The 26,975-nt window shown below is 52.1% G+C and carries 25 protein-coding genes, 1 other RNA gene and 1 pseudogene; 16 read left to right on the top strand and 11 right to left on the bottom strand.

All coding sequences use genetic code 11. The features are described 5' to 3' along the window. The first annotated feature begins 34 nt into the window (after positions 1-34). The gene (gene cof, locus OGY09_RS23745; RefSeq protein WP_032942541.1) at positions 35-853 is read left to right on the top strand and encodes an HMP-PP phosphatase; all 819 of its coding nucleotides are present in this window, start codon (positions 35-37) and stop codon (positions 851-853) included. A 50-nt stretch (positions 854-903) separates the two neighbouring features. Here the strand turns inward: cof and OGY09_RS23750 are convergent, their stop codons facing one another. Next, entirely contained in the window at positions 904-1,959 is a 1,056-nt protein-coding gene (locus OGY09_RS23750) for a PLP-dependent cysteine synthase family protein (RefSeq protein ID WP_220471131.1), read from the bottom strand. 116 nt (positions 1,960-2,075) lie between these two features. On the opposite strand from OGY09_RS23750, the gene decR reads away from it, so the two are divergent. The 5 genes from decR (at position 2,076) to amtB (ending at position 8,027) form a co-directional block, all read left to right on the top strand. Next, positions 2,076-2,534, top strand: a complete 459-nt coding sequence (gene decR / locus OGY09_RS23755; RefSeq protein WP_003831023.1) for a DNA-binding transcriptional regulator DecR — start codon at positions 2,076-2,078, stop codon at positions 2,532-2,534. A 44-nt stretch (positions 2,535-2,578) separates the two neighbouring features. Beyond that, on the top strand, positions 2,579-4,351 hold the full coding sequence (locus OGY09_RS23760) for a SmdA family multidrug ABC transporter permease/ATP-binding protein (RefSeq protein ID WP_020996575.1): 1,773 nt from the start codon (positions 2,579-2,581) through the stop codon (positions 4,349-4,351). Next, a complete protein-coding gene (locus tag OGY09_RS23765) occupies positions 4,344-6,122 on the top strand; it encodes a SmdB family multidrug efflux ABC transporter permease/ATP-binding protein (RefSeq protein ID WP_008783952.1) in 1,779 nt (592 codons plus the stop codon). The genes OGY09_RS23760 and OGY09_RS23765 overlap by 8 nt, the downstream gene beginning before the upstream one ends. A 248-nt stretch (positions 6,123-6,370) precedes the next feature. After that, entirely contained in the window at positions 6,371-6,709 is a 339-nt protein-coding gene (gene glnK, locus OGY09_RS23770; protein ID WP_003021657.1) for a P-II family nitrogen regulator, read from the top strand. A gap of 31 nt (positions 6,710-6,740) precedes the next feature. Further along, the gene (amtB, locus tag OGY09_RS23775) at positions 6,741-8,027 is read left to right on the top strand and encodes an ammonium transporter AmtB (protein ID WP_008783954.1); all 1,287 of its coding nucleotides are present in this window, start codon (positions 6,741-6,743) and stop codon (positions 8,025-8,027) included. Between the two features lie 50 nt (positions 8,028-8,077). Here amtB and tesB read toward each other — a convergent pair whose 3' ends face one another. Next, positions 8,078-8,938 (bottom strand): acyl-CoA thioesterase II, encoded by an 861-nt coding sequence (gene tesB, locus OGY09_RS23780; protein ID WP_003831027.1) that lies wholly within the window; start codon positions 8,936-8,938, stop codon positions 8,078-8,080. Between the two features lie 212 nt (positions 8,939-9,150). On the opposite strand from tesB, the gene OGY09_RS23785 reads away from it, so the two are divergent. Further along, positions 9,151-9,720, top strand: coding sequence for a YbaY family lipoprotein (locus tag OGY09_RS23785; RefSeq protein ID WP_032942542.1), 570 nt, complete (start codon positions 9,151-9,153; stop codon positions 9,718-9,720). Positions 9,721-9,751: 31 nt separating this feature from the next. Here the strand turns inward: OGY09_RS23785 and OGY09_RS23790 are convergent. After that, positions 9,752-10,141, bottom strand: a pseudogene (locus OGY09_RS23790) (MGMT family protein). An 84-nt stretch (positions 10,142-10,225) separates the two neighbouring features. Between OGY09_RS23790 and ffs the strand changes: the two are divergent. The 3 genes from ffs to OGY09_RS23805 all read left to right on the top strand — a co-directional run bounded on the left by ffs (position 10,226) and on the right by OGY09_RS23805 (position 10,987). Then, positions 10,226-10,322: signal recognition particle sRNA small type (gene ffs / locus OGY09_RS23795), an RNA gene on the top strand. A 198-nt stretch (positions 10,323-10,520) separates the two neighbouring features. Further along, positions 10,521-10,772, top strand: coding sequence for a hypothetical protein (locus OGY09_RS23800; RefSeq protein ID WP_003831029.1), 252 nt, complete (start codon positions 10,521-10,523; stop codon positions 10,770-10,772). Then, entirely contained in the window at positions 10,769-10,987 is a 219-nt protein-coding gene (locus OGY09_RS23805; RefSeq protein ID WP_032942544.1) for a hypothetical protein, read from the top strand. The genes OGY09_RS23800 and OGY09_RS23805 overlap by 4 nt, the downstream gene beginning before the upstream one ends. 59 nt (positions 10,988-11,046) lie before the next feature. On the opposite strand, the gene yczR is transcribed toward OGY09_RS23805, so the two are convergent. Then, positions 11,047-12,474, bottom strand: coding sequence for a MocR-like transcription factor YczR (yczR, locus tag OGY09_RS23810; RefSeq protein WP_032942545.1), 1,428 nt, complete (start codon positions 12,472-12,474; stop codon positions 11,047-11,049). 86 nt (positions 12,475-12,560) lie between these two features. On the opposite strand from yczR, the gene yczE reads away from it, so the two are divergent. Together yczE and OGY09_RS23820 are read left to right on the top strand one after the other, a co-directional pair. Continuing rightward, positions 12,561-13,190: a membrane protein YczE gene (yczE, locus tag OGY09_RS23815; RefSeq protein ID WP_032942547.1), complete on the top strand. Its 630-nt coding sequence runs from the start codon at positions 12,561-12,563 to the stop codon at positions 13,188-13,190. Positions 13,191-13,254: 64 nt separating this feature from the next. After that, positions 13,255-13,608: a DUF1428 domain-containing protein gene (locus OGY09_RS23820; protein ID WP_008783959.1), complete on the top strand. Its 354-nt coding sequence runs from the start codon at positions 13,255-13,257 to the stop codon at positions 13,606-13,608. Between the two features lie 51 nt (positions 13,609-13,659). Here OGY09_RS23820 and pdeB read toward each other — a convergent pair whose 3' ends face one another. Continuing rightward, complete coding sequence (gene pdeB, locus OGY09_RS23825) at positions 13,660-15,213, bottom strand: cyclic di-3',5'-guanosine monophosphate phosphodiesterase PdeB (RefSeq protein ID WP_032942548.1); 1,554 nt, start codon at positions 15,211-15,213, stop codon at positions 13,660-13,662. Positions 15,214-15,401: 188 nt separating this feature from the next. Here pdeB and OGY09_RS23830 point away from each other — a divergent pair, with 188 nt between their 5' ends. Then, positions 15,402-15,662, top strand: coding sequence for a type B 50S ribosomal protein L31 (locus OGY09_RS23830; RefSeq protein ID WP_008783961.1), 261 nt, complete (start codon positions 15,402-15,404; stop codon positions 15,660-15,662). A 1-nt stretch (position 15,663) separates the two neighbouring features. Beyond that, positions 15,664-15,804 carry a type B 50S ribosomal protein L36 gene (gene ykgO, locus OGY09_RS23835; RefSeq protein ID WP_005125190.1) on the top strand — a complete coding sequence of 47 codons (141 nt, stop codon included), beginning with the start codon at positions 15,664-15,666 and terminating at the stop codon, positions 15,802-15,804. A gap of 78 nt (positions 15,805-15,882) precedes the next feature. On the opposite strand, the gene OGY09_RS23840 is transcribed toward ykgO, so the two are convergent. The 6 genes from OGY09_RS23840 to acrA all read right to left on the bottom strand — a co-directional run bounded on the left by OGY09_RS23840 (position 15,883) and on the right by acrA (position 22,677). Next, complete coding sequence (locus tag OGY09_RS23840; RefSeq protein ID WP_020996574.1) at positions 15,883-16,353, bottom strand: YlaC family protein; 471 nt, start codon at positions 16,351-16,353, stop codon at positions 15,883-15,885. A 116-nt stretch (positions 16,354-16,469) separates the two neighbouring features. Further along, positions 16,470-17,021: a maltose O-acetyltransferase gene (maa, locus tag OGY09_RS23845; RefSeq protein WP_003835924.1), complete on the bottom strand. Its 552-nt coding sequence runs from the start codon at positions 17,019-17,021 to the stop codon at positions 16,470-16,472. Between the two features lie 181 nt (positions 17,022-17,202). Then, on the bottom strand, positions 17,203-17,421 hold the full coding sequence (hha, locus tag OGY09_RS23850; protein WP_002892050.1) for a hemolysin expression-modulating protein Hha: 219 nt from the start codon (positions 17,419-17,421) through the stop codon (positions 17,203-17,205). Between the two features lie 27 nt (positions 17,422-17,448). Continuing rightward, complete coding sequence (gene tomB / locus OGY09_RS23855; protein ID WP_003021733.1) at positions 17,449-17,823, bottom strand: Hha toxicity modulator TomB; 375 nt, start codon at positions 17,821-17,823, stop codon at positions 17,449-17,451. A gap of 488 nt (positions 17,824-18,311) precedes the next feature. After that, positions 18,312-21,461: an efflux RND transporter permease AcrB gene (gene acrB / locus OGY09_RS23860; protein WP_008783964.1), complete on the bottom strand. Its 3,150-nt coding sequence runs from the start codon at positions 21,459-21,461 to the stop codon at positions 18,312-18,314. 22 nt (positions 21,462-21,483) lie between these two features. Continuing rightward, positions 21,484-22,677, bottom strand: a complete 1,194-nt coding sequence (acrA, locus tag OGY09_RS23865) for a multidrug efflux RND transporter periplasmic adaptor subunit AcrA (RefSeq protein WP_032942549.1) — start codon at positions 22,675-22,677, stop codon at positions 21,484-21,486. 141 nt (positions 22,678-22,818) lie between these two features. On the opposite strand from acrA, the gene acrR reads away from it, so the two are divergent. Both acrR and mscK read left to right on the top strand, forming a co-directional pair. Then, the gene (gene acrR, locus OGY09_RS23870; protein WP_003831045.1) at positions 22,819-23,469 is read left to right on the top strand and encodes a multidrug efflux transporter transcriptional repressor AcrR; all 651 of its coding nucleotides are present in this window, start codon (positions 22,819-22,821) and stop codon (positions 23,467-23,469) included. A gap of 128 nt (positions 23,470-23,597) precedes the next feature. After that, on the top strand, positions 23,598-26,963 hold the full coding sequence (gene mscK / locus OGY09_RS23875; RefSeq protein ID WP_032942551.1) for a mechanosensitive channel MscK: 3,366 nt from the start codon (positions 23,598-23,600) through the stop codon (positions 26,961-26,963). The last annotated feature ends 12 nt before the right edge of the window (positions 26,964-26,975 follow it).

The raw sequence follows: 26,975 nt of genomic DNA on the forward strand, positions 1-26,975 counted from the left end.
CACAAGTTAACCGCGTCACAGTGTGGAGAAAGAAATGGCTCGTCTGGCTGCATTTGATATGGATGGCACCCTTTTGATGCCGAATCACCATTTAGGTGACGAAACGCTTTCAACGCTGTCGCGCCTGCGTGAACGCGATATTACTCTGACATTTGCCACCGGTCGCCATGTGCTTGAGATGCGCCATATTTTAGGCTCGATCTCACTGGACGCCTTTTTGATCACGGGTAATGGCACGCGCATTCACTCTCTTGAGGGCGATGTGTTACACCGTCAGGATCTGGATCCGAATGTCGCGGACATTGTGTTGCATCAGAAGTGGGACACTACCGCCAGCATGCATGTCTTTAATGACAATGGCTGGTTCACCGGACAAGAGATCCCCTCGCTGCTGCAGGCGCATGTATATAGCGGATTTCGCTATCAGATCGTCGATGTGAAACGTATTCCGGCGCATCAGGTCACCAAAGTCTGCTTCTGCGGCGATCATGACTCTCTTATCCAATTGCGCATTCAACTGAATGAAGCGCTGGGTGAACAGGCGAATCTCTGTTTTTCCGCGTTTGATTGCCTTGAGGTGCTGCCGCTGGGCTGTAATAAAGGATCGGCATTGGCGGTGTTGAGCGACTATTTAGGTTATTCAATGGCCGAGTGTATGGCGTTTGGCGATGCCATGAACGATCGCGAAATGTTAGGCAGCGTTGGGCGCGGCCTGATTATGGGTAACGCGATGCCGCAACTGATTGCTGAACTGCCTCATTTATCGGTGATTGGGCATTGCCGTAATCAGGCAGTGTCACACTTTTTGACGCATTGGCTGGACAATCCACATCTACCTTATTCCCCCGAATGAGAGATCCCTTCCAGCAAGCCAGACTTCGCGTCTGGCTTTTTTTTATCCCATTAATGGGTGTTCAGTAGTTGGGCAAGCTCCGCTTTCCACGGCGTTAAATCACCGATGTGCGCGTCGACCCACTGTGGGTTGTAGTAGGTTTCCAGATAGCGTTCGCCGCTGTCACACAACAGTGTCACCAGCGAACCGGTAACGCCTGCATCGCGCATACGGGCGGCAAGTTGTAGCGTTCCCCACATGTTTGTGCCGGTAGAGGCGCCGACCTTGCGGCCCAACTGCGTTTCCAGCCAGTGTGCGGTGGCCACGCTTGCGGCATCCGGCACGCGCAGCATTTCATCGACCACGTCAGGAATGAAAGACGGTTCGACACGCGGGCGGCCAATGCCTTCAATTTTACTTCCTACCGGACTGCGTAACGTGGCATCGCGATCCTGCCAGAAGGGCAGAAAGACCGAGTTTTCCGGGTCTACCACCATCAGTTGAGTATCGTAGCCCTGACAGCGAATATAGCGGCCAATGGTTGCTGAGGTGCCACCGGTTCCGGCGCTCATCACAATATGGCGGGGAACGGGGTTGGGCTCGCACTGCATCTGACGAAAGATGCTGTCGGCGATATTATTATTGCCGCGCCAGTCGGTGGCGCGCTCAGCGTAAGTGAACTGGTCCATGTAATGACCGTTCAGCTCACGCGCCAGTTGCTCAGAGGCTGCATAGATTTCGCAGGCGCTTTCCACGAAATGACAGCGACCGCCGTAAAATTCAATCTGTTCAACTTTACGTTTTGCCGTACAGGAAGGCATGACGGCAATAAATGGCAACCCTAACAGTCGAGCGAAATAAGCCTCAGAGACCGCCGTTGAACCGGACGATGATTCAATGATGGTGGTGCCTTCTTTGATCCAGCCATTGCACAATCCGTACAGAAACAGTGAGCGCGCCAGACGATGCTTCAGACTCCCGGTCGGATGCGTGCTCTCATCTTTTAAATAGAGCTGAATGCCCGGGAACGCCGGTAGCGACAGGCGAATGAGATGCGTATCCGCAGAACGCTGATAATCCGCGTTGATTTCATTGATGGCGTTTTTAACCCAGGAGCTATTCATCATTAATAGATATCCATTTGTCATTTTGTGCCCAGAATAGCGAAAAGCACGGAAAAAATTGTTGCCATTTAGCCTTTAAAATAGAATGTAAGGAGAAAATTCTTCTCTGTGGAGTGGATATGTTAGACAAAATTGACCGCAAGCTACTCGGCTTACTGCAACAGGACTGCACCCTTTCTTTGCAGGCATTAGCAGATGCCGTTAATCTGACTACCACCCCCTGCTGGAAACGTCTCAAACGACTCGAGGATGACGGTATCCTGCTGGGCAGAGTCGCCCTGTTGGATCCAGAAAAACTGGGGCTGGGCTTAACGGCGTTTGTGCTGATCAAAACTCAGCATCACAGCAGCGAATGGTATTGCCGCTTTGTCACTGAAGTGACCGGAATGCCCGAGGTTCTGGGGTTCTGGCGTATGGCAGGGGAGTATGACTACCTGATGCGAGTGCAGGTTGCTGATATGAAAAGCTATGATGAATTCTATAAGCGCCTGGTGAACAGCGTACCGGGCCTGTCTGACGTCACCTCCAGCTTTGCCATGGAACAGATTAAATACACAACTGCTCTACCTATTGAATAATTCTCCCGGCGCTTATTGCCGGAAATCTTGTCAGGATATAACGCGTGCGATTATTTGCTCAATTAAGCTGGTACTTCCGCCGGGAGTGGCGTCGCTACCTCGGGGCAGTGGCCTTGCTTATCATCATCGCTATCCTTCAGCTTATTCCGCCGAAAGTGGTCGGGATCATTGTGGATGGCGTGACGACTCAACGCTTCACCACCGAGCGGCTGCTGATGTGGGTGGGGACAATTGCCCTGATTGCCGTGGTGGTTTATTTGCTGCGTTATGTCTGGCGCGTGCTGCTGTTTGGCGCATCCTACCAACTGGCGGTTGAACTGCGGGAAGATTATTACCGTCAGTTGAGTCGCCAGCATCCAGAATTTTATCTGCGGCACCGTACGGGCGATCTGATGGCACGGGCAACCAACGATGTCGATCGCGTCGTATTTGCCGCCGGAGAAGGGGTGCTGACGCTGGTGGATTCGCTGGTAATGGGGTGTGCGGTGCTGATCGTGATGTCAACGCAGATAAGCTGGCAACTGACGCTCATTGCGCTGCTGCCGATGCCGGTGATGGCGTTGATGATCAAACGTTACGGCGATCGACTCCATAACCGTTTTAAGCTGGCGCAGGCGGCGTTTTCCAGTCTCAACGATCGTACTCAGGAAAGCCTGACTAGTATTCGTATGATCAAGGCCTTTGGGCTGGAGGATCGGCAGTCGGCATTATTTGCTGCTGATGCTGAAGATACCGGTAAGAAAAACCTGCGTGTGGCGCGCATTGACGCCCGCTTTGATCCTACGATTTATATCGCCATTGGTATGGCTAACCTGCTGGCGATTGCCGGGGGAAGCTGGATGGTGGTTCACGGCTCGCTGACGCTCGGGCAGCTCACCAGCTTTATGATGTATCTCGGTCTGATGATTTGGCCGATGCTGGCGCTGGCCTGGATGTTTAACATCGTCGAACGCGGCAGCGCCGCGTATAGCCGAATTCGCGCCATGCTGGCAGAAGCGCCGGTAGTGGATGACGGTACTGAACCGGTGCCGGAAGGACGCGGCGAGCTGGCGGTGGCGATTCGCGAATTTTGTTACCCTCAAACCACCCACCCGGCGCTGGAAAATGTGAATTTCCAGCTCAAACCTGGACAGATGCTGGGCATCTGTGGTCCGACCGGCGCGGGAAAAAGTACGGTACTGTCGCTGATCCAGCGTCATTTTGATATCACCCAGGGCGATGTGCGCTTTCATGATATCCCATTAACGCGCTTACAGCTGGATAGCTGGCGCAGCCGACTGGCGGTTGTCAGCCAGACACCATTCCTGTTTTCCGATACCGTCGGTAATAACATCGCCTTAGGACGCCCGCAGGCCACGCAGGAAGAGATCGAGCATGTGGCGCGCCTTGCCAGCGTTCATGAGGATATTTTACGTCTTCCTCAGGGCTACGACACCGAAGTGGGCGAACGCGGGGTGATGCTGTCAGGCGGGCAAAAACAGCGTATTTCTATCGCTCGAGCGTTACTGCTGAACGCTGAAATTCTGATTCTGGATGATGCGCTGTCGGCGGTGGACGGTCGTACCGAGCATCAGATCCTGCATAACCTGCGCCAGTGGGGCGAAGGCAGAACCGTGATTATCAGCGCTCACCGTTTATCGGCTTTGACGGAAGCCAGCGAGATTATCGTGATGCAGCATGGGCATATTGCTCAGCGCGGTGAGCATGAATCTTTAGTGCAACAGCCCGGTTGGTATCGCGACATGTACCGCTATCAGCAACTTGAAGCGGCGCTGTCTGATGCACCAGAGATAAACGAGGAGGCGGCTAATGCGTAGTTTCGGGCAATTATGGCCAACTCTGAAAAGACTGCTGGCGTATGGTTCCCCATGGCGAAAACAGCTGGCGATTGCGGTAGTCATGCTATGGGTGGCTGCGGCGGCGGAAGTCAGCGGTCCGCTGCTGATTAGCTATTTTATCGATAACATGGTGGCGAAGAACAATCTGCCATTGGCGATGGTTGCCGGGCTGGTTGCGGCCTATGTCGGTCTGCAACTGCTGGCGGCAGGTCTGCATTACGCGCAGTCATTGCTGTTTAACCAGGCGGCGGTTGGCGTAGTACAACAGTTACGCACCGACGTAATGGACGCTGCGCTGCGCCAGCCGCTCAGCGCTTTTGATACTCAGCCCGTCGGGCAGCTTATCTCACGTGTGACCAATGATACTGAAGTTATTCGCGACCTGTACGTGACGGTGGTCGCAACGGTTCTGCGCAGTGCGGCCTTAATCGGCGCGATGCTGGTGGCGATGTTCAGCCTGGAGTGGCGCATGGCGCTGGTGGCAATGGCCATTTTCCCGGCCGTGCTGGTGGTGATGGTGATTTACCAACGCTACAGCACCCCGATTGTGCGTCGGGTGCGCGCTTATCTGGCGGATATTAACGATGGCTTTAACGAAGTCATCAACGGCATGAGCGTTATCCAGCAGTTCCGCCAGCAGGCAAGGTTTGGCGAGAGAATGGGCGAGGCCAGCCGCTCGCACTATATGGCGCGTATGCAAACCCTGCGACTGGATGGTTTTTTGCTGCGTCCACTGCTGAGCCTGTTCTCGGCGCTGATCCTCTGCGGTTTGCTGATGCTGTTCAGTTTTACCTCTGGCACCTCCATCGAGGTTGGCGTGCTGTACGCGTTCATCAGCTACCTCGGCCGTTTGAACGAACCGCTGATCGAGCTGACCACCCAGCAATCAATGCTGCAGCAGGCGGTTGTCGCTGGTGAGCGAGTGTTCGAACTGATGGACGGGCCTCGTCAGCGCTATGGTGAAGACGATCGCCCGCTCAAAAGCGGAGATATTGAGGTGGATAACGTTTCATTTGCCTATCGCGACGACAACCTGGTGCTGCAAAACATCAGTCTGTCCGTGCCTTCGCGCAGCTTTGTGGCTTTGGTCGGACACACAGGCAGCGGCAAAAGCACGCTGGCCAGCCTGCTGATGGGATATTACCCGCTGACGCAGGGGGAAATCCGCCTTGACGGACGTCCGTTGTCTTCTCTGAGCCACGGTGCGTTACGTCAGGGCATCGCGATGGTGCAGCAGGATCCGGTGGTGATGGCGGATACCTTCCTGGCAAACGTCACGCTGGGTCGCGATATCTCAGAAGAGCGGGTCTGGCAGGCGCTGGAGACTGTGCAACTGGCAGAACTGGCTCGGGGTTTGAGCGAGGGGATCCATACCCGGCTGGGCGAGCAGGGCAATAATCTCTCCGTTGGGCAGAAACAGCTGCTGGCGCTGGCGCGGGTATTGGTTGAAACGCCGCAGGTGCTGATCCTCGATGAAGCCACGGCCAGTATTGATTCCGGTACTGAACAGGCCATTCAGCACGCGCTGGCGGCGGTCCGTGAACACACTACGCTGGTGGTGATTGCGCATCGGTTATCGACGATTGTCGATGCGGATACCATTCTGGTGCTGCATCGCGGTCAGGCGGTTGAGCGTGGTACGCACCAGCAATTACTGGCGGCGCAAGGCCGTTACTGGCAGATGTATCAGCTGCAGCTGGCGGGCGAAGAGTTAGCCGCCAGCACGCAAGAGGATTCTGTTATCGCCTGACGGCGCAGCGCTTATCCGGCCACGCGGTATCGTAGGCCGGGTAAGGCGTTTACGCCGCCATCCGGCAATCAACAATCTGGTGCAAAAATGTAACGCACTATGCACCGTTATAGTGCGTTTTTTCTTTTTCTCTCCCGATAGTACCTGGCGAACCTGAATCATTCCGCGTTTTTCATTCCTGGCACACCCCTTGCAATATTCCTCTCGTGTATCTGCAGCCACTACTGAATTCTGACTGGAGGGGATCTATGAAGCTGGTTACCGTGGTAATCAAACCGTTCAAACTGGAAGACGTCCGTGAAGCACTGTCGTCTATTGGTATTCAGGGGCTGACCGTCACCGAAGTGAAGGGGTTTGGCCGACAGAAAGGTCATGCTGAGCTGTACCGTGGGGCTGAATATAGCGTCAATTTTCTGCCAAAGGTGAAGATTGATGTGGCGATTGCCGACGACCAACTGGATGGCGTGATTGATGTCATCAGTAAGGCGGCATACACCGGAAAAATTGGCGACGGCAAAATCTTCGTCGCCGAGCTGCAACGTGTGATTCGTATTCGTACCGGCGAAGCCGACGAAGCCGCACTGTAACTTCTGGCACACAGTGATAGGAAACCAAAAAATGAAGATAGCAACGATGAAAACGGGTATTGCTTCACTGGCACTACTGCCGGGACTGGCGATGGCGGCACCGGCGGTTGCGGATAAAGCAGATAACGCTTTTATGATGATCTGTACCGCGCTGGTGCTGTTTATGACTATCCCTGGCATTGCGTTGTTCTACGGCGGTTTGATTCGCGGTAAGAACGTGCTGTCGATGTTGACTCAGGTGACGGTGACATTCGCTCTGGTTTGTATTCTATGGGTGGTTTATGGCTACTCACTGGCCTTTGGCGAAGGGAATAATTTCTTCGGCAACTTCAACTGGGTATTGCTGAAGAACATCGCGCTGACGGCGGTCACGGGGAGCTTCTACCAGTACATTCACGTTGCTTTTCAGGGATCTTTTGCCTGCATCACCGTTGGGCTGATTGTCGGGGCGCTGGCTGAGCGTATTCGTTTCTCTGCGGTGCTGATTTTTGTGGTGGTGTGGTTAACGCTGTCGTACATCCCCATTGCACATATGGTCTGGGGCGGCGGATTGCTGGCTTCTCACGGCGCACTGGATTTTGCGGGCGGGACGGTCGTGCACATCAACGCAGCGATTGCCGGTCTGGTTGGCGCGTATCTGATTGGCAAACGCGTCGGTTTTGGCAAAGAAGCCTTTAAACCGCATAACCTGCCGATGGTCTTCACCGGTACCGCTATTCTCTACATTGGTTGGTTTGGCTTTAACGCCGGTTCAGCGGGAACGGCGAATGAAATTGCTGCACTGGCCTTCGTCAATACCGTGGTCGCCACCGCTGCCGCCATCCTCGGATGGATCTTCGGTGAATGGGCGCTGCGTGGTAAACCGTCTCTGCTGGGCGCCTGTTCCGGTGCTATTGCAGGTCTGGTGGGCGTAACACCTGCATGTGGCTACATCGGTGTCGGCGGGGCGCTGATTATCGGTGTGGTTGCGGGGTTGGCTGGTCTGTGGGGCGTAACCATGCTGAAGCGTTTTCTGCGCGTGGACGATCCGTGTGACGTGTTTGGCGTGCACGGCGTGTGCGGTATTGTTGGCTGCATCCTGACCGGGGTTTTCGCTGCCAGCTCTCTGGGCGGCGTGGGCTTTGCTGAGGGAGTGACCATGGGGCATCAGCTGCTGGTGCAACTGGAAAGCGTGGCGATCACCATCGTCTGGTCCGGCGTGGTGGCCTTCATTGGCTATAAGCTGGCGGATATGACGGTGGGTCTGCGCGTACCGGAAGAGCAGGAACGCGAAGGTCTGGATGTGAACAGTCACGGCGAGAACGCTTACAACGCTTGATGTTTCAATCTGCCGGATGGTAACGCTTTTGCGCCACCATCCGGTAATTCTCAATTGCGATTACGCATTACCCCTTCCTGCACGGTAGAGGCGACCAGCACGCCGTCCTGCGTATAAAACTCCCCGCGTACAAAACCTCTGGCACCGGAGGCAGAAGTACTCTCGACGTTATACAACAGCCACTCATTAATATTGAACGGACGGTGGAACCACATTGAATGGTCAATGGTGGCGATCTGAATCCCTTTTTCCAGAAAACCAATCCCGTACGGCTGCAGCGCTACAGGCAGGAAGTTCAGGTCTGAGGCATAACCCAGCAGATATTGATGGACGCGCAGATCGTCCTGCAGCTCGCCGTTTGCACGGATCCATACCTGGCGCGCCGGAGGTGCGACGTGACCTTTTAAGGGGTTATGAAATTCAACCGGGCGCACTTCCAACGGACGATCGTTGATAAATTTTTCTTTCAACAGCGGCGGCAGTAAATGCGCCACTGAGCGGGCAATTTCTGTTTCTGATTTCAGCTCATCGGGACCCGGCGCATCCGGCATGGTTTTCTGATGTTCAAATCCGTCTTCCGGTGCCTGGAAAGAGGCGGTCATGTAAAAAATGGGTTTACCATTCTGAATTGCGGCAACGCGGCGCGCGCTGAAGCTGTTACCATCACGCAAGACTTCAACATCATAGATGATGGGCTTTTGGCTATCGCCGGGGCGTAAAAAGTAGCTGTGGAAGGAGTGCACCAGACGCTCTTCCGGTACGGTTTCTTTGGCGGCATACAGCGCCTGACCGACAACCTGTCCCCCAAAAACCTGACGTAACCCTAAGTCTTCACTTTGGCCCCGAAAGAGTCCTTCTTCAATTTTTTCCAGATTTAACAATGTCAGCAAATTTTTCAGCGCCAGACTCATACGTGCTCTCCAGGTTATATCGATCTCGCAGCGAGGTAGGCAGAGTATAACGCAATTTTGAAAGTGGTCCGATGGGTGCAATTGTCTGAATTAAAGGCCTATTACAGGCAAAAACAGCTGTCTTGTGCCACACTTAGTCACGTTATGTTTTTGTTAACCACTCTTCTGGCGAGGATAGTTCTCGCTGGTGCATAGATGATAAGGAGAATTTAATGAAACTCGTGCACATGGTAAGTGGTTTAGCGGTTGCGGTCGCTCTGGCGGCCTGTGCTGATAAAAGTGCAGATATTCAGACACCTGCGCCAAACCCTAATACGTCAATTGCTGACACACAGTCTAAAATTCAACAGCCCAATGTTTCTGGTACGGTATGGATCCGCCAGAAAGTGGCCTTGCCACCCGATGCGGTGCTGACCGTCACGCTGTCAGATGCGTCGCTGGCCGATGCACCGTCAAAAGTGCTGTCGCAAAAAGCGGTCCGTACTGAAGGTAAGCAGGCGCCATTCAGCTTTGTATTACCATTTAACCCGGCAGATATTCAGCCTAACGCCCGTATTCTGCTGAGTGCGGCAATTACGGTTAATGACAAACTGGTCTTTATTACTGATACCGTTCAGACGGTCATTAATCAGGGTGGTACGAAAGCTGACCTGACGCTGGTCCCTGTACAGCAAACAGCAGTACCGGTTCAGGCAAGCGGTGGGGCAGCCACCACGGTGCCGTCAACGTCACCAACCCAGGTAAATCCTTCTTCTGCCGTTCCTGCTCCCACGCAGTACTAAGGCAGTCGTAACCCTCTCCGTCTGGAGAGGGTTAGTACACCCAGCGATAGCGCTGTAAATCTATCTGCCCGCTTCCTGAAACCACTATTCCTTCTGCCAGCAACGCCTGACGCTGCCGTTGTAAGTCGGGGCCGGTCAGCGAAATGGCACCATGACGATTAACCACCCGATGCCAGGGCAAAGTGCTGCCTTCAGGGAGACGCTTAAGCACGCCGCCGACCTGGCGCGCAGCGCGCGGCGAACCGGCAAGCCTGGCAACATCGCCATACGTGGTGACGAAACCTTCGGGGATTGACGCGACGATTTGCCAGACGCGTTGGGGGAAAGTGTCTTGTATATCCATTATTTATTCCTGCGCTAATCCTCCAGCATAATGCCGAATGGCGAGGGAGTGAAGCCGCATTGCACAAGAAAACAGCATCCGATGCTGGATGGGTTGCAATTACAGGGTGCAGCAGTGATAATGCGCCTGCGCGTTGGTTAACAACGCTCTCAATGGGGGCTCTGTTGGTTCTCCCGCAACACTACTCTGTTTACCAGGTCAGGTCCGGAAGGAAGCAGCCAAGGCAGATGACGTGTGTGCCGGGATGTAGCTGGCAGGGCCCCCACCCAATTCTGCCGTCCGGCAATTTCCCTTCTGGTTATCTTCTTTTCTTTGTCATCGTAATGTCATTTTATTGTCATCAAATGCTGTCAATGTGTTTCGGGGATGTTATTTGTTGCTTTTGCCGCCGCCATCGCGCTGTAACGACAGGGTCTTACATCCGGTGTGTTTTGGCTGACCACAAGGATTTTCTACGATGTCGACCGCTGTATTGAATGTCAAAATTGATGAGGCGCTAAAAGAAAAGCTTCGCCATTACGCTGAAGTGCATAACGAAAATTTAAGTGTTGCGACGGAAAAACTGCTGCTGATTGCGTTTACCGCCGTTGAAGAGGCAGGAGTCTCCGCTGAGGATATCGATAGCCAGCATACGGAAGAGTCCGTAGTTGAAGCACTGACTCCTAAAGAAATCAAAGCATTGCGCAGACTACTGAAGAAGAAAAAATGAAACAACAACCGCTCTCAACTGCCAGTAATTACGGCGAAGCTTGTGAAATGCTGCGCTCCGGTTATGTGAAACATGTTCGTCTGAGCTGGAACGTCGGCAGCGATGAGTTCTTCCGTATTGCCTCAGACTGGTGTGATGCCGGGGCAAAAATTAAGAAAGACGGTGAAAATTTCGTGATTTCACTGAAGGGTTTTCCTGTTCCCCCTCAGCGGTAATATCACCGGGACTCTCTCATCCATCCCGGCTTATAAGGGCGAGTCCTTTGACTCGTCGCTTAGATTATTTTGCGTACTTTCCCGCTGCTGGCCTGCAAACGCAGGTTATCCCAAATGGGTTGTAACACCCTGAAGGCGGCACGCGCTGTGTCATCCGGCAACGTGAAAGGCATACGCAAAAAACGATCGAATGCGCCATCAAGCCCAAACCGCGTACCGGTTCCTAATTGAATGCCTACGCTTTCGGCGCGCGTAGCGAATAGCGTTGCCAGCGTATCGGGCAGTTCAACCCAAAAAGAGAGTCCTCCCTGTGGCTGGGTAAACTGCCACTCCGGGAAATGTGCGTTCATCAGGCTCGAGCACAGATCGCGCTGCGATGTGAGTAGCCGTCTTCTGTCAGGAAGAAAGTCGGCGGCGTTATCCAGCAGCCAGCTGGTGGCGAGTTGTTCAAGCACGGGGGAGCCTAAATCGAACGTGTCGCGGGTTTGTACCAGCGCCGCAATGGTTCGCGCCGACGCACGGATCCAGCCCAGACGTAATCCCCCCCAAAAGCTTTTCCCGGCCGAACCCAACAGAATGATCGGCGCGTCGCGATTGAATGCGGCAAGTGGCGGCGGCGGCGGGGCGTCATACCACAGGTTCACCATCGTCTCATCGACCACCAGGGTAGTGCGGGTTCGTTCGGCAATATCCGCCACGACCTGGCGAGTTGCAGCGTCCATGCAACGCCCGGTCGGATTGTGAAAGTCCGGCATTAGGTAGGCCATTCTCGGTGCGGTTTGCGCGATGGTGGCGACCAGACCCGCGGTATCCCAACCGTGCTCGGGTAGCGACACGCCGACGGGACGACAGGATGCGCCTTGAATCGCGGCAATCGCCAGCGGATAAGTGGGGTGATCGACCACCACGCGATCGCCGGGGCCGGTGAGCAAACGCAGGATCAGCGCCAGGCCGCTGACTGCACCATTCACGACCATGATTTCATCGGGCTGCGTCGGGAGCCCGCGATCGCAATAATGCTGAGCGATGGACTCACGCAATACCGACAGCCCCTGCGGCAAATACCCGGAGCTCAGCAAATGCTGTGGCATAGCAAACAGCGCCTGCTGGTAAGCCTGATGAATTTCGGGACCGGCACTTAGTGCCGCCGTGGACAAATCAAGCGCTGTGCCGGTGCTGGTCCGGGTTGGCACATGGCGAATATGTTTCGGCAGGATCACCCGTGAGCCGCTACCATGACGGCTTTCCAGATATCCCTCTTCACGCAGTTGCGCCATAGCGCTGGCGACGGTAGTTCGACTTACTTGCAGGACGACGGCGAGCTCGCGTTCACCCGGTAAGCGGCTATCCAGCGCCAGCCGACCATCGAGAATAAGCAGACGTAACGCTTCTGCCAGCTGTCGCCAGATGGGCGTTCGCGAGGGGCTTTCCAGCCAGTGTCCGAGCAGGCGTTGCAAAGACTGACTTCCATAACGGCGAGATGACATAACAGTCCACTTTTTGAAAACTGGACATTAATCATAGTGCCAATTGCGGTGAAGATGAAAGTTATCCGAGAGTGGGAGGGAAATGCATGCTGCGTCGTTTACTTCAGTTATATATCGGGCTGGCGCTGTACGGTGTATCGACGGCGATGTTTGTCCGTGCTGATTTAGGAGCCGATCCGTGGAACGTGTTTCACCTGGGTGTAGCCAATTTATTGTCGATGAATATCGGCGTGGTGATTATTGCCGTTGGCGTGTTGGTGTTGCTGGCGTGGATACCGCTGCGCCAGCGTCCAGGCTTTGGCACGCTGAGCAACGTGATTATGATCGGGCTGGCGGCAGATGCCGCGCTGCTGGTGATTCCTGGATTTGAATCTCTGCTGGCGCGCAGCGGGCTGCTGGTGTCAGCGGTAATATTGAATGCGTTAGCAACCAGCCTGTACATTGGCGCAGGTTTTGGCGCCGGTCCGCGTGATGGTCTGATGACCGGTATCCACGCGCGTACCGGCTGGCCAGTACGACGAATTCGAACCGCAATCGAAGTGTCGGTGCTGCTTATCGGTTGGCTGCTGGGGGGAACCGTGGGGGTTGGTACGGTGCTGTATGCCTTGGCTATCGGGCCGCTCATTCAGCTTTGCCTGCCGTGGTTTCGGCATCAGCCGCAGTCACGTACGCGTATCAGGAATGCACCTGGGGCGCGATCGCCTACTGGCGACTAAACTTAACCTCGACTGACGCGGCCGGAATCGGCTTGCCGCGCAGTACACTTCGGAGGTTTTTCTCATGAAGTATGTTGATGGCTTTGTGGTTGCCGTACCCGCTGAAAACAAGGAGGCGTACATTGCGATGGCGGCAAAAGCAGCTCCGCTTTTCAAGGAGTTCGGTGCATTACGCGTAGTGGAGTGCTGGGCAGATGATGTCCCCGACGGCAAACTGACCGATTTTCGCATGGCTGTGAAAGCACAGGAGCATGAAGAAGTGGTATTCAGCTGGATTGAATACCCTTCCAAAGAGGTCCGCGATGCGGCGAATCAGAAGATGATGTCCGATCCCCGTATGAAGGAGTTCGGTGAATCTATGCCATTTGATGGCAAGCGAATGATCTACGGTGGATTTGCGCCCATTATGGAAGAGTGATGTGACTGGCTGTGCGGCGTGCCGCCAGCCATCTCAACATCAACAGCAATGTTAAAGCCGTTTTTCTGCCCACAGAATAAATTCCGCCTTCGGCAGCGCTTTGCTGTAAAGCCAGCCCTGACCGTACTGCACGCCATGCTGGCGTAGCCAGGCTTCCTGATTCTCGGTTTCGATACCTTCCGCCACCATCTCCAGCTTCAACGTTTTCGCTATCTCGATAATATGTGGCGTCACGTTGTTGTACTCCAGTGCATCAACGAACGATTTGTCTATCTTCAGGATGTCGACATCCAGATCCTGTAAATAGCTCAGGCTGGAATAGCCGGTGCCAAAATCATCGATATAGATCGAGTGGCCTGCCTGACGGTATTTAGCAATAAACGGCGCGCTGTTTTTCGGGTCGGCAAACTCGCGTTCAGTTAGCTCCAACGCGATTTGCGCAGGCTTAAGTTGCCAGTGGTTCACTTTCTGACTTAACAGAGCAGGAAGCGTTTCGGAGGCCAGATCGGCTGACTCAAGATTGATGGATATATGCTGCTCCGGATGCTGACGCAGCCATTTACCTAAATCTTCAAATACGCTTTCAATAATCAACCGTGTGAGAGGCTCTGTCAGCCCGGTCTCTTGCGCCAGCGCGACGAAAATTTCTGGCGACAGATAGCTTCCGTCAGCCTGTTGCCAGCGAGCCAGTGCTTCAGCCCCGACGACTTTTCCCGTTTTGAGCGAGATAATCGGTTGGTAGTAGACCTTGATATCCCGATGCTGGATAGCGTCCTGTAATTGGTGATGGGGCGACTGTAAGCGGCGCAAAATGCGCAAAACAAAGGCGGCGGTGAGCAATCCGATAAGAATGCCTGCCGGAAGCCAGATCAGCGCCTGTCGGTGCCAGGTTTTTTGTAACGGCAGGGTAGATGCCCAGGTTACGATCGTAATACCCAACTCAGGAAAGGGGCGGGCGTTATAAATGCTGCCATCTTTTTTAAAATGAGTAATCGATTTTTCTTGCTGTACATGCTGCAAAACGTCCGATGGCAGATCGGCGCTACTGGCAACCACGACGTTGCGCACGGTGCCAATGATAGTCACTTCAATCGGCCATGAGCCAAAAGGGATGACGTCAATGAAAGAGCCCGGATCGACCATCACAACATAATGTTCGCTCCCTAATGCTGCCATAAAGCGCTTGATGCCCAAATCATTTTGCGTGGTAAGCCATGCGCGATATCCATCAGGCGTAACTTTCATTGCGGGTGGAAATGCGTCTGCCTGGCTTCTTTTTTCCAGAGATGAGCATTGCGGAACATTATCTTTGAGGTACAGCACTTCCTGAATATAGCGATAGCTATAGGACAAACGACGCATTTCCAGCAGATGCTCTTCACTGCAAGGCACCCCCTGAAATGCTTCAATATGGCGCAATGCTTTTTTCGCCTGCTCGCCTACGCGTTCCGTACGTAATGCGACTCGCGTTGAGAACATATCGAGTTCATCGATAAATTTCGTTTCGACCTGTCGATGTGCCAGCCACAGGCTTAAACCTACCGGCGCGAGGATGGAAAGGAACAGTACCCCAGTCACCAGGCTTATCAAATGTCGTGTTGTCACAGTGATATCCTTATTTACACAGCGTAGGGAAAGTATATCCGAAACCCCAAAAAGCTATTCGATTGGCATCATATATTTACGGCCATTTATCATCCCGTTTGACTCCCTGTAGCGTAAATCAGGTTGTGGTTTATACAAGAGTGGTGTATTTTGATGGTTATGTTATAACGTAACAAATTGAGGTTGCCATGAAACCGGATATTCATCCTTTTTACCGTACCGTAGTGTTTCACGATACCAGTGCCAATGAATTCTTTAAGGTCGGTTCGACCATCAAGACTGAGCGTGAAATTGAGTTTGAGGGGAAAATGTACCCGTACGTGACCCTCGATATCTCTTCTAAATCACATCCGTACTATACCGGGAAACAAAAAACCTTTGATAATGAAGGTAGTGCAGCACGTTTCCAAAAACGTTTTGGTCATTTTATTGGCGTTAAGCGGGGTTAAAATGCAGGTACTCAATTCACTTCGCAGCGCAAAACAGCGCCATCCTGACTGCCAGATAGTAAAACGCAAAGGGCGTTTGTACGTTATCTGCAAAACGAATCCGCGCTTTAAAGCAGTACAGGGGCGTAAAAAAAGACGTTAGTTTCTTTGCCAGCATTTCAGGGATTAAAGTGCGTTACCTTCGCAGGAACGCACTTTTTTTATCTGTGCTGAGATGCCGTTACTGGCTGGTCTGGGCGCGGGTAAGCGTAAAGACATCGTAAAACGAGAGTTCGCCTTTGCGCGATATCATCTTTTGCAGCTGTGCTTTATGTTCGCTATCCACGGACGGTGAGTGCAGGATAGTATCGATGAGAGAGGAGGGGACAAAGCGAGTGTTGTACCATTCTCCGTTATAGCAAACTCTAAAATCCAGAACGTCGATATCTTCAAAGCGGTATCGTGGCGCAACGTCGAAAAAGAAAAAGCCGTTGAGTACAACGAACAGTACCACCAGCAGCCATACCGAATCGACTAACGTTTCTGACTGTAGCATCACCGCCAACGTGGCAAACCACGCAACATACATGCCGATAAACAGCCCTGGGTGTTTGCGAATAAAGCTGATGCTAAAGCGCGGTTTGTTGTCGCGCTTCTCGCGAATATTTAAGTCGTCGATTGTTTCAGTAAGCAGGCGCTGTATTTCTGTCATCTCTTGCCTTCGTGATATCTGCAAAATTCAGGAGGGATCGCCCTATTTTAAAAGGGGATACCCTTTGAAGAAAGTAACAGATTAACCGCAATTTAGCATAACAGTTACATTTAAGATCACAGCGTTTTGATGATCCTTGCGGGATTGCCCCCAACCACGGTGTTTGCCGGAACGCTTTTAGTGACCACTGCGCCTGATGCCACAACCACGTTATCGCCCAGCGTGACGCCGGGATTGATCACTGCACGGCCACCTATCCAGACATTATTGCCGATAGTCACGGGCTTTCCGAACTCCAGGCCACTGTTGCGCTCGGTAGCATCCAGCGGATGGGTCGCGGTATAGATATGAACGCCTGGTGCCAGCATGCAGTTGTCGCCAATATGAATTGGACAAACGTCGAGCATAACGCAGTCGAAATTAGCGTAAAAGTCTTTACCAAGATAGATGTTATAACCGTAATCACAACGGAAAGAGGGTTCAATATAGGCTCCCTCACTCTGACCTAACAGATCGTGCAGGATTGCCTGACGCTCATTTTTTTCATCGGGAGCGGTGAGGTTGTAGCGATGGATCAACTGACGAGCGCGTAGTCGGTCACTGCGCAGCGTTTCATCTGCCGGGCGATAGTATTCGCCGGCGATCATTTTTTGCTTTTCATTACGCATTACGAATTCCCTGTGTACTGAAGGTTATTTCAGCACAGTAAAACGTAATGCAAACAAGGGGAACGTTCCCGCTTCTTTGCTGTGATCATAGTCACGCGATTTGAATTAAATAACCATTGTAAATACGAAAATGGTCAGCCAGACAACGGTACCGCTATACCTGACTTAACCTTGAGTGCAATTAGCGAATGAATTTCCAAACAGAAGTTGGAATCTTGTCGTAAAGCTTATTCATGGTCAATTCAGCAAGGCGATGATCTGCTGCTGAGTAAAATACAGCCAGTTCGTTGTCGGACAATTCATATTTATTTTTTTCAATAACGCGCTCTAGCGTATCAATTGTCTGGCAACGTCGCAGGCGCATCAAATAATCTGTTTTAGTTAATGGTTTATCGGACATAACTCTTACCTATGATTGTAATAATTTTTAACAAGACAAACTAACAGGATTAGCCCTGGTGGCATTGACAAAACAGCGAAACAGTCGATTACCTGACTTCCGCCATTTCTGCAGATCCTGCGTATTAATACCATAACTGCTGAACAACATAAAAGTGTCATCCAGGTATTCATCTATCTGCGCGATCAGCTTATTGTCCTCATTGTACTTAATTTTATAATTAAGTGCGAAGGTTGCAATATGCTCTATCAGTTCATTGAGCTGCAAGCTGGTTGCAGAGGTAGGGTCATTAACCCAGCCATGGTTACTTTGTTCAAGGTTTGCAAGACAGTCATGATACAGAGTTTCGCAGAGAAATTTAAGCTGCGCGATATCATGTCTTTTGGGTGAGTATTCATCCATAACGCATCCCCTTCTTAGTGGCTTAAACTAACCGAACACCTTTCGGGATGGATACAACAACTACCTGGAACTTGCCCGCGACTCCTGATGATTTAACTATAATCTACTCTAAAAAAGATTTCATCGTCATATCACGAAAAATTACAATTATGTAAAATTATGATGCTACGTCATTTTTACATTTTAACAGATAAATGCCGCTATTCGAAATGGGACAATTTCTTTATTCTTCGGGCAATCATCGGGTTATCTTGTTTAGGTTTAGCAACGAAAGGCAACAACCGACAATGTGAACCAGTGGATAGGATTAATCTTAATATTTATTAAAGTAAATAAGAACTCTCGCTGTTTTTTTAAGAATAGCCTTTAAGGCTGCAAGGATTATATCGCTTATTTATCCGATAGAAAATAAACGGAATGGCAATAAGTGATTTTTATGATTTTTCCAGAAAAAAGGCCGCTTGCGCGGCCTTATCTTTAGAGATGTATCAATGATGCTCTACTGAGTGGCTATGCTCAATATCTTCATTTTTGCGGCTAAAGCGGCGGCGTACCACCACAAAGAACACCGGAACAAAGAAGATAGCCAACACGGTAGCCGTCACCATCCCGCCCATTACGCCAGTACCAACGGCGTTCTGTGCACCGGAACCTGCGCCGGAGCTGATGACCAGCGGCATTACGCCCAGAATAAAGGCCAGTGACGTCATCAGGATTGGACGTAAACGCATGCGTACTGCGTCCAGCGTCGCCTCTATCAGACCTTTACCCTCTTTATCCATCAAGTCTTTGGCGAATTCGACGATAAGTATCGCGTTCTTCGCCGACAACCCAATGGTTGTGAGCAGGCCTACCTGGAAGTAAACGTCGTTGGTCAGGCCGCGGAACGTTGCTGCCAGCAATGCACCGATAACACCCAGCGGTACAACCAGCATTACGGAGAACGGAATTGACCAGCTCTCGTACAGCGCTGCCAGACACAAGAACACGACGATCAGTGAAATGGCATACAGGGCAGGGGCCTGGTTGCCGGACAGTCGTTCCTGGTAGGACATACCGGTCCAGTCATAACCGATACCGGATGGCAGTTTGCTGGCCAGTTGCTCCATCATGGCCATGGCTTCACCGGTACTTTTACCCGGAGCGGCCTGGCCTAAGATTTCCATGGACGGCAGACCGTTATAGCGTTCCAGACGCGGTGAACCGTATTCCCAACGTGAGGTAGAGAAGGCGGAGAACGGTACCATCTGTCCATCGCTGCCGCGGACGTACCAGTTTCCAATATCTTCCGGCAACATACGGTATTTCGCTTCAGACATGACGTAAACTTTCTTCACACGACCACGGTCGATGAAGTCATTCACGTAGCTTCCGCCCCATGCTGCACCCAGCGTTGTATTAATATCACTAATGGAAACGCCCAGAGCCTGCGCTTTTTCCTGATCGATATCGATCTTGAACTGCGGCGTATCTTCCAGACCGTTAGGACGAACACCGACCAACAGATCAGGATGCTTCGCGACTTCACCAAACAGTTGGTTACGCGCCTGAGTCAGCTTCTCATGGCCCAGGCCTGCCTGGTCAATCAACTGGAAGTCGAAACCGGTCGCGGTCCCTAACTCCACAATCGCTGGTAGGTTAAAGGCAAAGACCATCGCGTCTTTGATCTGCGAGAATGCGCCCATTGCACGTTGAGTAATCGCTTCAACTTTGTTCTCTTTACCTGGACGTTCACTCCAGTCTTTCAAAGAGACGAATGCGATACCGGTGTTCTGACCACGACCTGCAAAACCGAAGCCGTTAACGGCAAACACCGATTCAACGTTCGCTTTTTCTTTGGTCAGATAGTAATCCGTCATTTCGTCCAGCACCTTCTGGGTACGCTCTTGCGTTGCACCCGCAGGCAACTGAGCCATAGACAGGAATACCCCCTGGTCTTCGTCTGGCAGGAACGAACTTGGCAGACGAACGAACAGATAGGCCATGCCCACGACGATGATCAGATACAGCGCCAGATAACGACCGGTGCTGCGCAGAATACCGCCTACGCTATCGGTGTAATGGTGCGTACTCTTATCGAACATGCGGTTAAACCAGCCGAAGAAGCCTTTTTTGCCTTCTCCGTGATCGCCTTTAGCAATCGGTTTGAGCATGGTCGCACACAGGGCAGGGGTCAGAATCAACGCCACCAGCACAGACAACGCCATCGCGGAAACAATGGTGATGGAGAACTGACGGTAAATTGCACCGGTAGAACCCCCGAAGAACGCCATTGGGATAAATACCGCTGACAGTACCATCGCGATACCCACCAGTGCGCCCTGAATCTGGCCCATTGATTTACGCGTTGCTTCCTTCGGCGGTAGTCCTTCCTCAGCCATTACACGTTCAACGTTCTCGACCACAACGATGGCGTCATCCACCAACAGGCCGATGGCGAGTACCATCCCGAACATCGTCAGGGTGTTTATCGAGAAGCCGAAAATCGCAAGGACGGCAAACGTACCCAAGAGCACCACCGGCACGGCGATAGTCGGAATCAGCGTCGCGCGGAAGTTCTGCAGGAACAGATACATTACCAGGAACACGAGGATGATTGCTTCCGCCAGCGTTTTCACTACTTCGTGAATAGAGATTTTCACGAACGGTGTGGTGTCATACGGGTAAACGATCTTCAGACCTGACGGGAAGAACGGTTCCATCTTCTTCAGTTCATCGCGGATAGCGTTTGCTGTATCCAGGGCGTTAGCACCTGTCGCCAGCTTGATACCCAGACCGGATGCCGGTTTACCGTTGAACTTCGCAATGATGTCGTAGTTCTCACCGCCCAGTTCCACTTTCGCCACGTCACGCAGACGAACCTGGGAACCATCCTGATTCACTTTCAGCAGAATTTTGCTGAACTCATCAGCGGAGGTCAGACGGGTTTGCGCGATGATTGACGCGTTAAGCTGCTGGCCTTTCACCGGTGGTGTACCACCTAACTGACCGGCTGCAACCTGGGCGTTCTGCGCTTTGATGGCGCTGATTACATCAACCGGCGTCAGCTGGAAGTTGTTCAGTTTGTTCGGATCCATCCAGATACGCATCGCGTACTGAGAACCGAACAGCTGAACATCACCCACACCTGAAGTACGGCTGATGGCATCCTTCATGTTGGCGCCAACGTAGTCGGAAATATCCTCCTGCGTCATGGTGCCGTTGGTGTTGATAACACCGACAACCATCAGGAAGCTGCTGGATGACTTCTCAACGCTAACCCCTTGTTGCTGTACTTCCTGAGGCAGCAACGGCATGGCCAGCTGCAGTTTGTTCTGCACCTGTACCTGCGCGATATCCGCATCAGTACCAGACTGGAAGGTTAGGGTGATCTGCACGGTACCCGTGGAGTCACTGTTAGAGGACATGTACATCAGGTTATCGATACCGTTCATGTTCTGTTCGATAACCTGCGTAACAGTATCCTGTACTGTTTTGGCATCAGCGCCAGGGTAGGTCGCGGAGATCGTCACTGCTGGCGGTGCAATAGTTGGATATTGCGCTACCGGCAATTTGAGGATCGCGAGCCCCCCTGCCAACATGATGATAATGGCGATCACCCACGCAAATATTGGGCGATCGATAAAGAAATTAGGCATGTCTTAACGGCTCCTGTTTAAGTTAAGACTTGGACTGTTCAGGCTGGCTACCGCTTTGGCCTTGCTGGTTGTTATCAGCGGTGATTTCCTGCGCTTTTACCTGCGCGCCAGGACGTACTTTCTGCAGCCCAGTGACAATCACGCGGTCGCCCGGCTTAAGTCCATCAGTGACTAACCATTTGTCGCCAATCGCTTGTGCGGCGACAATTTGACGAGTTTCAACTTTGTTGTCTGCACCGATAACCAATGCACTGGCATCGCCACGCGGTGTACGGGTAACGCCTTGCTGTGGAACCAGTAATGCCGTTGGGTTAATCCCTTCTTCCAGACGTGCGCGAACGAACATACCCGGCAGTAAGGTGTGATCCGGGTTAGGGAAGATGGCTCGTAACGTAATAGAACCGGTGGTTTGATCAACCGTCACATCAGAAAATTCCAGCGTACCGGACTGCGGGTATTTAATGCCGTCGTTGGTCACCAGTTCGACTTTCGCTTTGCCGTTCTCTTGCTTCAGCGTGCCGTTGGCCAGCTCTTGTTTCAGGCGCAGGAAGTCGTTGCTTGACTGCGTCACGTCCACGTAGATCGGGTCCAACTGTTGAACGGTCGCCAGCGCGGTCGCTTGACCGTTTTGCACCAGAGCACCTTCCGTAACGGATGATTTACCAATGCGGCCGCTGATCGGCGACGTCACTTTGGTATAGGCCAGATTGATGCGTGCAGTTTCTACCGCGGCTTTCGCGGCGACAACGGCGGCGTTTGCCTGCTGTGCGTCTGCCTGCGCGCTATCGTAATCCTGTTGACTGATGTACTTAGTACCCAACAGTTTCTGATAACGTTTAACCGTCAGTTGAGCGATATTTGCTGCGGCTTGTGCTTTGGCCAGATCGCCTTTTGCGCTTTCATAAGCGGCCTGGTAAGTTGCAGGATCAATCTGATAGAGAGATACACCCGCTTCGATATCGCCACCTTCCGTGAAATTACGCTTCAGGATAATACCGCTAACCTGAGGACGAACTTCTGCAATGCGAAACGCACTGGTGCGACCCGGAAGCTCAGTTGTTATCTGTAGAGGTTCAGTTTTGAGCGTAACAACTCCAACCTCTGGCATCTGCTGGCCCCCTTGTTGGGCCTGTTTGTCGTCACATCCTGTTAGCGCTAAGCTGCCTGAGAGCATCAGAACGACTGCCAGAGGCGTTAACCCTCTGTTTTTGTTCATATGTAAACCTCGAGTGTCCGATTTCAAATTGATCAATGGCTTAAAGCCCATAAACCCATTGCTGCGTTTATATTATCGTCGTGCTATGGTACATACATTCACAAATGTATGTAAATCTAACGCCTGTAAATTCACTGACATATGGCACGAAAAACCAAACAACAAGCACAGGAAACACGACAGCATATTCTCGATGTTGCTCTGCATTTGTTTTCGCAACAAGGGGTATCATCCACCTCGCTTGCGGAGATCGCAAAAGCCGCTGGTGTCACGCGCGGCGCAATCTATTGGCATTTCAAAAACAAGTCGGATTTATTCAGTGAAATCTGGGAGCTAGCAAAACCTAACATTGATGAGTTAGAGACTGAGTATCAGGCAAAATTCCCCGACGATCCACTATCAGTATTAAGAGAAATTTTAATTTACGTTCTTGAAGCTACCGTGACAGAAGAACGCCGACGTTTGTTGCTGGAAATTATATTCCACAAATGCGAATTTGTCGGGGAAATGGCCTCTGTTCAGTTAGCTCAACGCCATCTTTGTATTGAAAATTACGATCGTATCGAACAAACATTGCGGCACTGTATGGATGCCAATATGCTGCCGGAAAACCTGAACACCCGTCGCGTGGCGGTCCTGTTGCGCAGCTATATTACCGGAATCATAGAAAACTGGTTATTTGCCCCCGAATCGTTTGATCTGAAAAAAGAAGCTCGGGAATACGTCGCTGTGCTGCTGGAGATGTGCCTTATGTGCCCAACTCTGCGGCTTGGCGTGGCGGAAATCCACTAAACGTTTTGGGCCTGTACCAGGAATTCTCCTGGTCGTTTTGCCTGCTGCTATTCTGCCGGTCACAGCCGTGATATTCTTGCCGCTTGACTATTTTCGGTCACTTTTCCGGTTCAGAAACGTTCATTCTCATGACTATGTTGCAGCTCTATAAACGTTCACAGCATCTTATTGCTATTACCATTCTTTTCTTCATTCTCTTGCTATCTTGCCAGTCGTCTGCTTTTGCGCGGGCGCAACAGAGTGGTGAACTGCCGACGAAAGCGGATATTCAGAGCCAACTGGACGCACTGAGTAAACAAAAAGATCTCTCCGCGCAGGATAAGCTGGTCCAACAGGATCTCATCGATACCATCGCCACGTTGGATAAAATCGATCGCGTGAAAGATGAGACCGTACAGCTTCGCCAGAAAGTTGCCCAGGCACCGGAGAAAATGCGTCAGGCGACGGATGCGTTAAATTCGCTCAGCGATGTCGATAACGACGATGAAACGCGAAAAACGCTGAGTACACTCTCCTTGCGACAGCTTGAGTCGCGCGTGGCACAGGTTTTGGATGACCTGCAAAGTGCACAAAACGATCTTGCCGCTTACAACAGCCAACTGGTGTCGCTCCAGACGCAGCCAGAGCGTGTGCAGAATGCGATGTACACCGCGTCGCAGCAAATGCAGCAAATTCGTAATCGACTCGATGGCAACAATGTGGGAGAGGCTGCGTTACGCCCCAGCCAGCAGGTGTTGCTGCAGGCACAGCAGGCGCTGCTGAGTGCGCAGATCGACCAACAGCGTAAGAGCCTCGAAGGTAATACTGTTTTGCAGGATACCTTGCAAAAACAACGTGATTACGTAACAGCTAACAGTAACCGGCTTGAACATCAGCTCCAGCTTCTGCAAGAAGCGGTGAACAGCAAACGACTAACGTTAACCGAAAAGACGGCTCAGGAAGCGGTAACGCCGGATGAAGCCGAACGTATTCAGTCAAACCCGTTAGTGAAGCAGGAACTGGACGTTAACCATCAGCTCAGCCAGCGTCTGATTGCCGCGACCGAAAACGGCAACAACCTGATGCAGCAGAATATCAAAGTCAAAAACTGGCTTGACCGCGCGCTGCAATCCGAACGCAACATTAAAGAACAGATTGCCGTCCTGAAAGGCAGCCTGCTGCTGTCGCGTATTCTGTATCAGCAACAACAAACGCTGCCGTCGGCGGATGAACTTGCCGATATGACCAACCGGATCGCCGATTTGCGTCTGGAACAGTTTGAGATAAACCAGCAGCGTGATGCGCTATTCCAGAACGATGCGTTTGTCGCCAAACTGGAAGAAGGGCACAGCAACGAAGTGAATGGTGAAGTCCATGATGCCCTGCTGCAGGTTGTGGATATGCGCCGTGAACTGTTGGATCAGCTGAACAAGCAGCTGGGCAACCAGTTGATGATGGCAATTAACCTGCAAATCAATCAACAGCAGCTAATGAGCGTGTCGAAGAACCTGAAAGGGATCCTCACGCAGCAAATCTTCTGGGTTAATAGTAACCGTCCGATGGACTGGGACTGGATCAAAGCCTTCCCACAAACGCTAAAAGACCAGTTTAAGTCGATGAAAATCACGGTGAACTGGGAAAAAGCCTGGCCCGCCGTCTTTATTGCGTTCCTGGCGGGGCTACCGTTGCTGCTTATTGCCGGGTTAATCCGCTGGCGTTTGAAATGGTTGAAAGAGTATCAGGCGAAATTAGCCGCCGCAGTAGGGAATCTGCGTAATGACAGTCAGCTCAATACGCCAAAAGCGATTCTGATCGATCTGATCAGAGCGTTGCCGGCGTGCCTGATTATCCTCGCCGTGGGCCTGATTCTGCTTACCATGCAGTTGAATATCAGCGACCTGCTGTGGGCGTTCAGTAAGAAGATGACAGTCTTCTGGCTGGTGTTTGGTCTGTGCTGGAAGGTGCTGGAAAAAGATGGCGTGGCAATTCGTCATTTTGGTATGCCAGCGAAGCAGACCAGCCACTGGCGCCGCCAGATCGTGCGTATTAGCCTGGCGCTGTTACCGCTCAACTTCTGGTCGGTCATTGCTGAGCTGTCACCGCTTAATTTGATGGACGATGTGCTGGGTCAGGTAGTTATTTTCCTCAACCTGCTGCTGATCGCCTTCCTGGTATGGCCAATGTGTCGTGAAAGCTGGCGCGACAAAGAGTCGCATGGCTTGCGTCTGGTTACCATTACTGTCCTCTCAATTATCCCGATTGCATTAATGGTGCTGACGGCGACAGGGTATTTCTACACCACGTTGCGCCTGGCCGGTCGTTGGATTGAAACGGTCTATCTGGTTATCCTCTGGAACCTGCTGTATCAGACGGTACTGCGTGGATTGAGCGTGGCGGCACGGCGTATCGCCTGGCGCCGTGCCTTAGCGCGTCGTCAGAACCTGGTGAAAGAAGGGGCGGAAGGAGCCGAGCCGCAGGAAGAACCGACCATTGCGCTTGAGCAGGTGAACCAGCAAACGCTGCGCATCACCATGCTGGTAATGGTTGCCCTGTTTGGTGTTCTGTTCTGGGCTATTTGGTCTGATTTGATAACTGTATTCAGCTACCTTGATAGCATTACGCTCTGGCATTACAACGGCACCGAAGCGGGAGCTGCGGTGGTGAAAGACGTCACCATGGGCAGCCTGCTGTTTGCGATTATTGCGTCAATGGTCGCGTGGGCGCTGATCCGTAACTTACCCGGCCTGCTGGAAGTGCTGGTGCTGTCGCGACTGAAGATGCGTCAGGGCGCTTCGTATGCGATCACCACGATCCTTAACTACGCGATCATCGCCATCGGCGCGATGACGGTCTTCGGATCGCTCGGTGTTTCATGGGATAAGCTACAGTGGCTGGCAGCAGCCCTGTCGGTTGGTCTTGGTTTTGGCTTGCAGGAAATCTTCGGTAACTTTGTTTCGGGTCTGATTATTCTGTTTGAACGCCCGGTCCGCATCGGCGATACCGTGACTATCGGTACGTTCTCAGGAACGGTCAGCAAGATCCGTATCCGTGCCACCACCATTACCGACTTCGATCGCAAAGAGGTGATCATCCCGAACAAAGCATTTGTGACGGAGCGTTTGATCAACTGGTCGCTTTCCGATACCACCACGCGCCTGGTGATCCGCATCGGCGTGGCCTACGGTTCGGATCTGGATAAAGTGAAGAAAGTGCTGTTGCAGGCGGCGATGGAACACCCGAAAGTGATGCACGATCCAGAGCCTGCGGTGTTCTTTACCGCCTTCGGCGCCAGCACGCTGGATCATGAACTGCGTTTATACGTGCGTGAACTGCGCGATCGTAGTCACACGGTTGATGAACTGAACCGTGCGGTCGATCGTTTGTGCCGTGAAAACGACATTGATATCGCCTTTAACCAACTCGAAGTGCATCTGCATAACGCGAAAGGTGATACCGTGACCGAGGTTAAGCGTGACATCATTAAAGGTGATGATCCGACGCCTTCGGTAGGTTAATAGAAAAACTCA

The sequence above is a fragment of the Citrobacter sp. Cpo071 genome (assembly GCF_030332765.1).
In the GTDB taxonomy this organism is placed as follows: domain Bacteria; phylum Pseudomonadota; class Gammaproteobacteria; order Enterobacterales; family Enterobacteriaceae; genus Citrobacter; species Citrobacter portucalensis.

Coding starts and splice junctions, on each gene's coding strand:
- OGY09_RS23785 (WP_032942542.1), top strand. CDS start 9,151: ATGAAACTCGTGCACATGGTAAGTGGTTTAGCGGTTGCGGTCGCTCTG.
- OGY09_RS23800 (WP_003831029.1), top strand. CDS start 10,521: ATGTCGACCGCTGTATTGAATGTCAAAATTGATGAGGCGCTAAAAGAA.
- maa (WP_003835924.1), bottom strand. CDS start 17,021: ATGCGTAATGAAAAGCAAAAAATGATCGCCGGCGAATACTATCGCCCG.
- yczE (WP_032942547.1), top strand. CDS start 12,561: ATGCTGCGTCGTTTACTTCAGTTATATATCGGGCTGGCGCTGTACGGT.
- OGY09_RS23750 (WP_220471131.1), bottom strand. CDS start 1,959: ATGATGAATAGCTCCTGGGTTAAAAACGCCATCAATGAAATCAACGCG.
- acrA (WP_032942549.1), bottom strand. CDS start 22,677: ATGAACAAAAACAGAGGGTTAACGCCTCTGGCAGTCGTTCTGATGCTC.
- OGY09_RS23765 (WP_008783952.1), top strand. CDS start 4,344: ATGCGTAGTTTCGGGCAATTATGGCCAACTCTGAAAAGACTGCTGGCG.
- acrB (WP_008783964.1), bottom strand. CDS start 21,461: ATGCCTAATTTCTTTATCGATCGCCCAATATTTGCGTGGGTGATCGCC.
- OGY09_RS23830 (WP_008783961.1), top strand. CDS start 15,402: ATGAAACCGGATATTCATCCTTTTTACCGTACCGTAGTGTTTCACGAT.
- hha (WP_002892050.1), bottom strand. CDS start 17,421: ATGTCCGATAAACCATTAACTAAAACAGATTATTTGATGCGCCTGCGA.
- OGY09_RS23840 (WP_020996574.1), bottom strand. CDS start 16,353: ATGACAGAAATACAGCGCCTGCTTACTGAAACAATCGACGACTTAAAT.
- acrR (WP_003831045.1), top strand. CDS start 22,819: ATGGCACGAAAAACCAAACAACAAGCACAGGAAACACGACAGCATATT.
- mscK (WP_032942551.1), top strand. CDS start 23,598: ATGACTATGTTGCAGCTCTATAAACGTTCACAGCATCTTATTGCTATT.
- cof (WP_032942541.1), top strand. CDS start 35: ATGGCTCGTCTGGCTGCATTTGATATGGATGGCACCCTTTTGATGCCG.
- tomB (WP_003021733.1), bottom strand. CDS start 17,823: ATGGATGAATACTCACCCAAAAGACATGATATCGCGCAGCTTAAATTT.
- yczR (WP_032942545.1), bottom strand. CDS start 12,474: ATGTCATCTCGCCGTTATGGAAGTCAGTCTTTGCAACGCCTGCTCGGA.
- decR (WP_003831023.1), top strand. CDS start 2,076: ATGTTAGACAAAATTGACCGCAAGCTACTCGGCTTACTGCAACAGGAC.
- amtB (WP_008783954.1), top strand. CDS start 6,741: ATGAAGATAGCAACGATGAAAACGGGTATTGCTTCACTGGCACTACTG.
- OGY09_RS23805 (WP_032942544.1), top strand. CDS start 10,769: ATGAAACAACAACCGCTCTCAACTGCCAGTAATTACGGCGAAGCTTGT.
- ykgO (WP_005125190.1), top strand. CDS start 15,664: ATGCAGGTACTCAATTCACTTCGCAGCGCAAAACAGCGCCATCCTGAC.
- glnK (WP_003021657.1), top strand. CDS start 6,371: ATGAAGCTGGTTACCGTGGTAATCAAACCGTTCAAACTGGAAGACGTC.
- tesB (WP_003831027.1), bottom strand. CDS start 8,938: ATGAGTCTGGCGCTGAAAAATTTGCTGACATTGTTAAATCTGGAAAAA.
- OGY09_RS23820 (WP_008783959.1), top strand. CDS start 13,255: ATGAAGTATGTTGATGGCTTTGTGGTTGCCGTACCCGCTGAAAACAAG.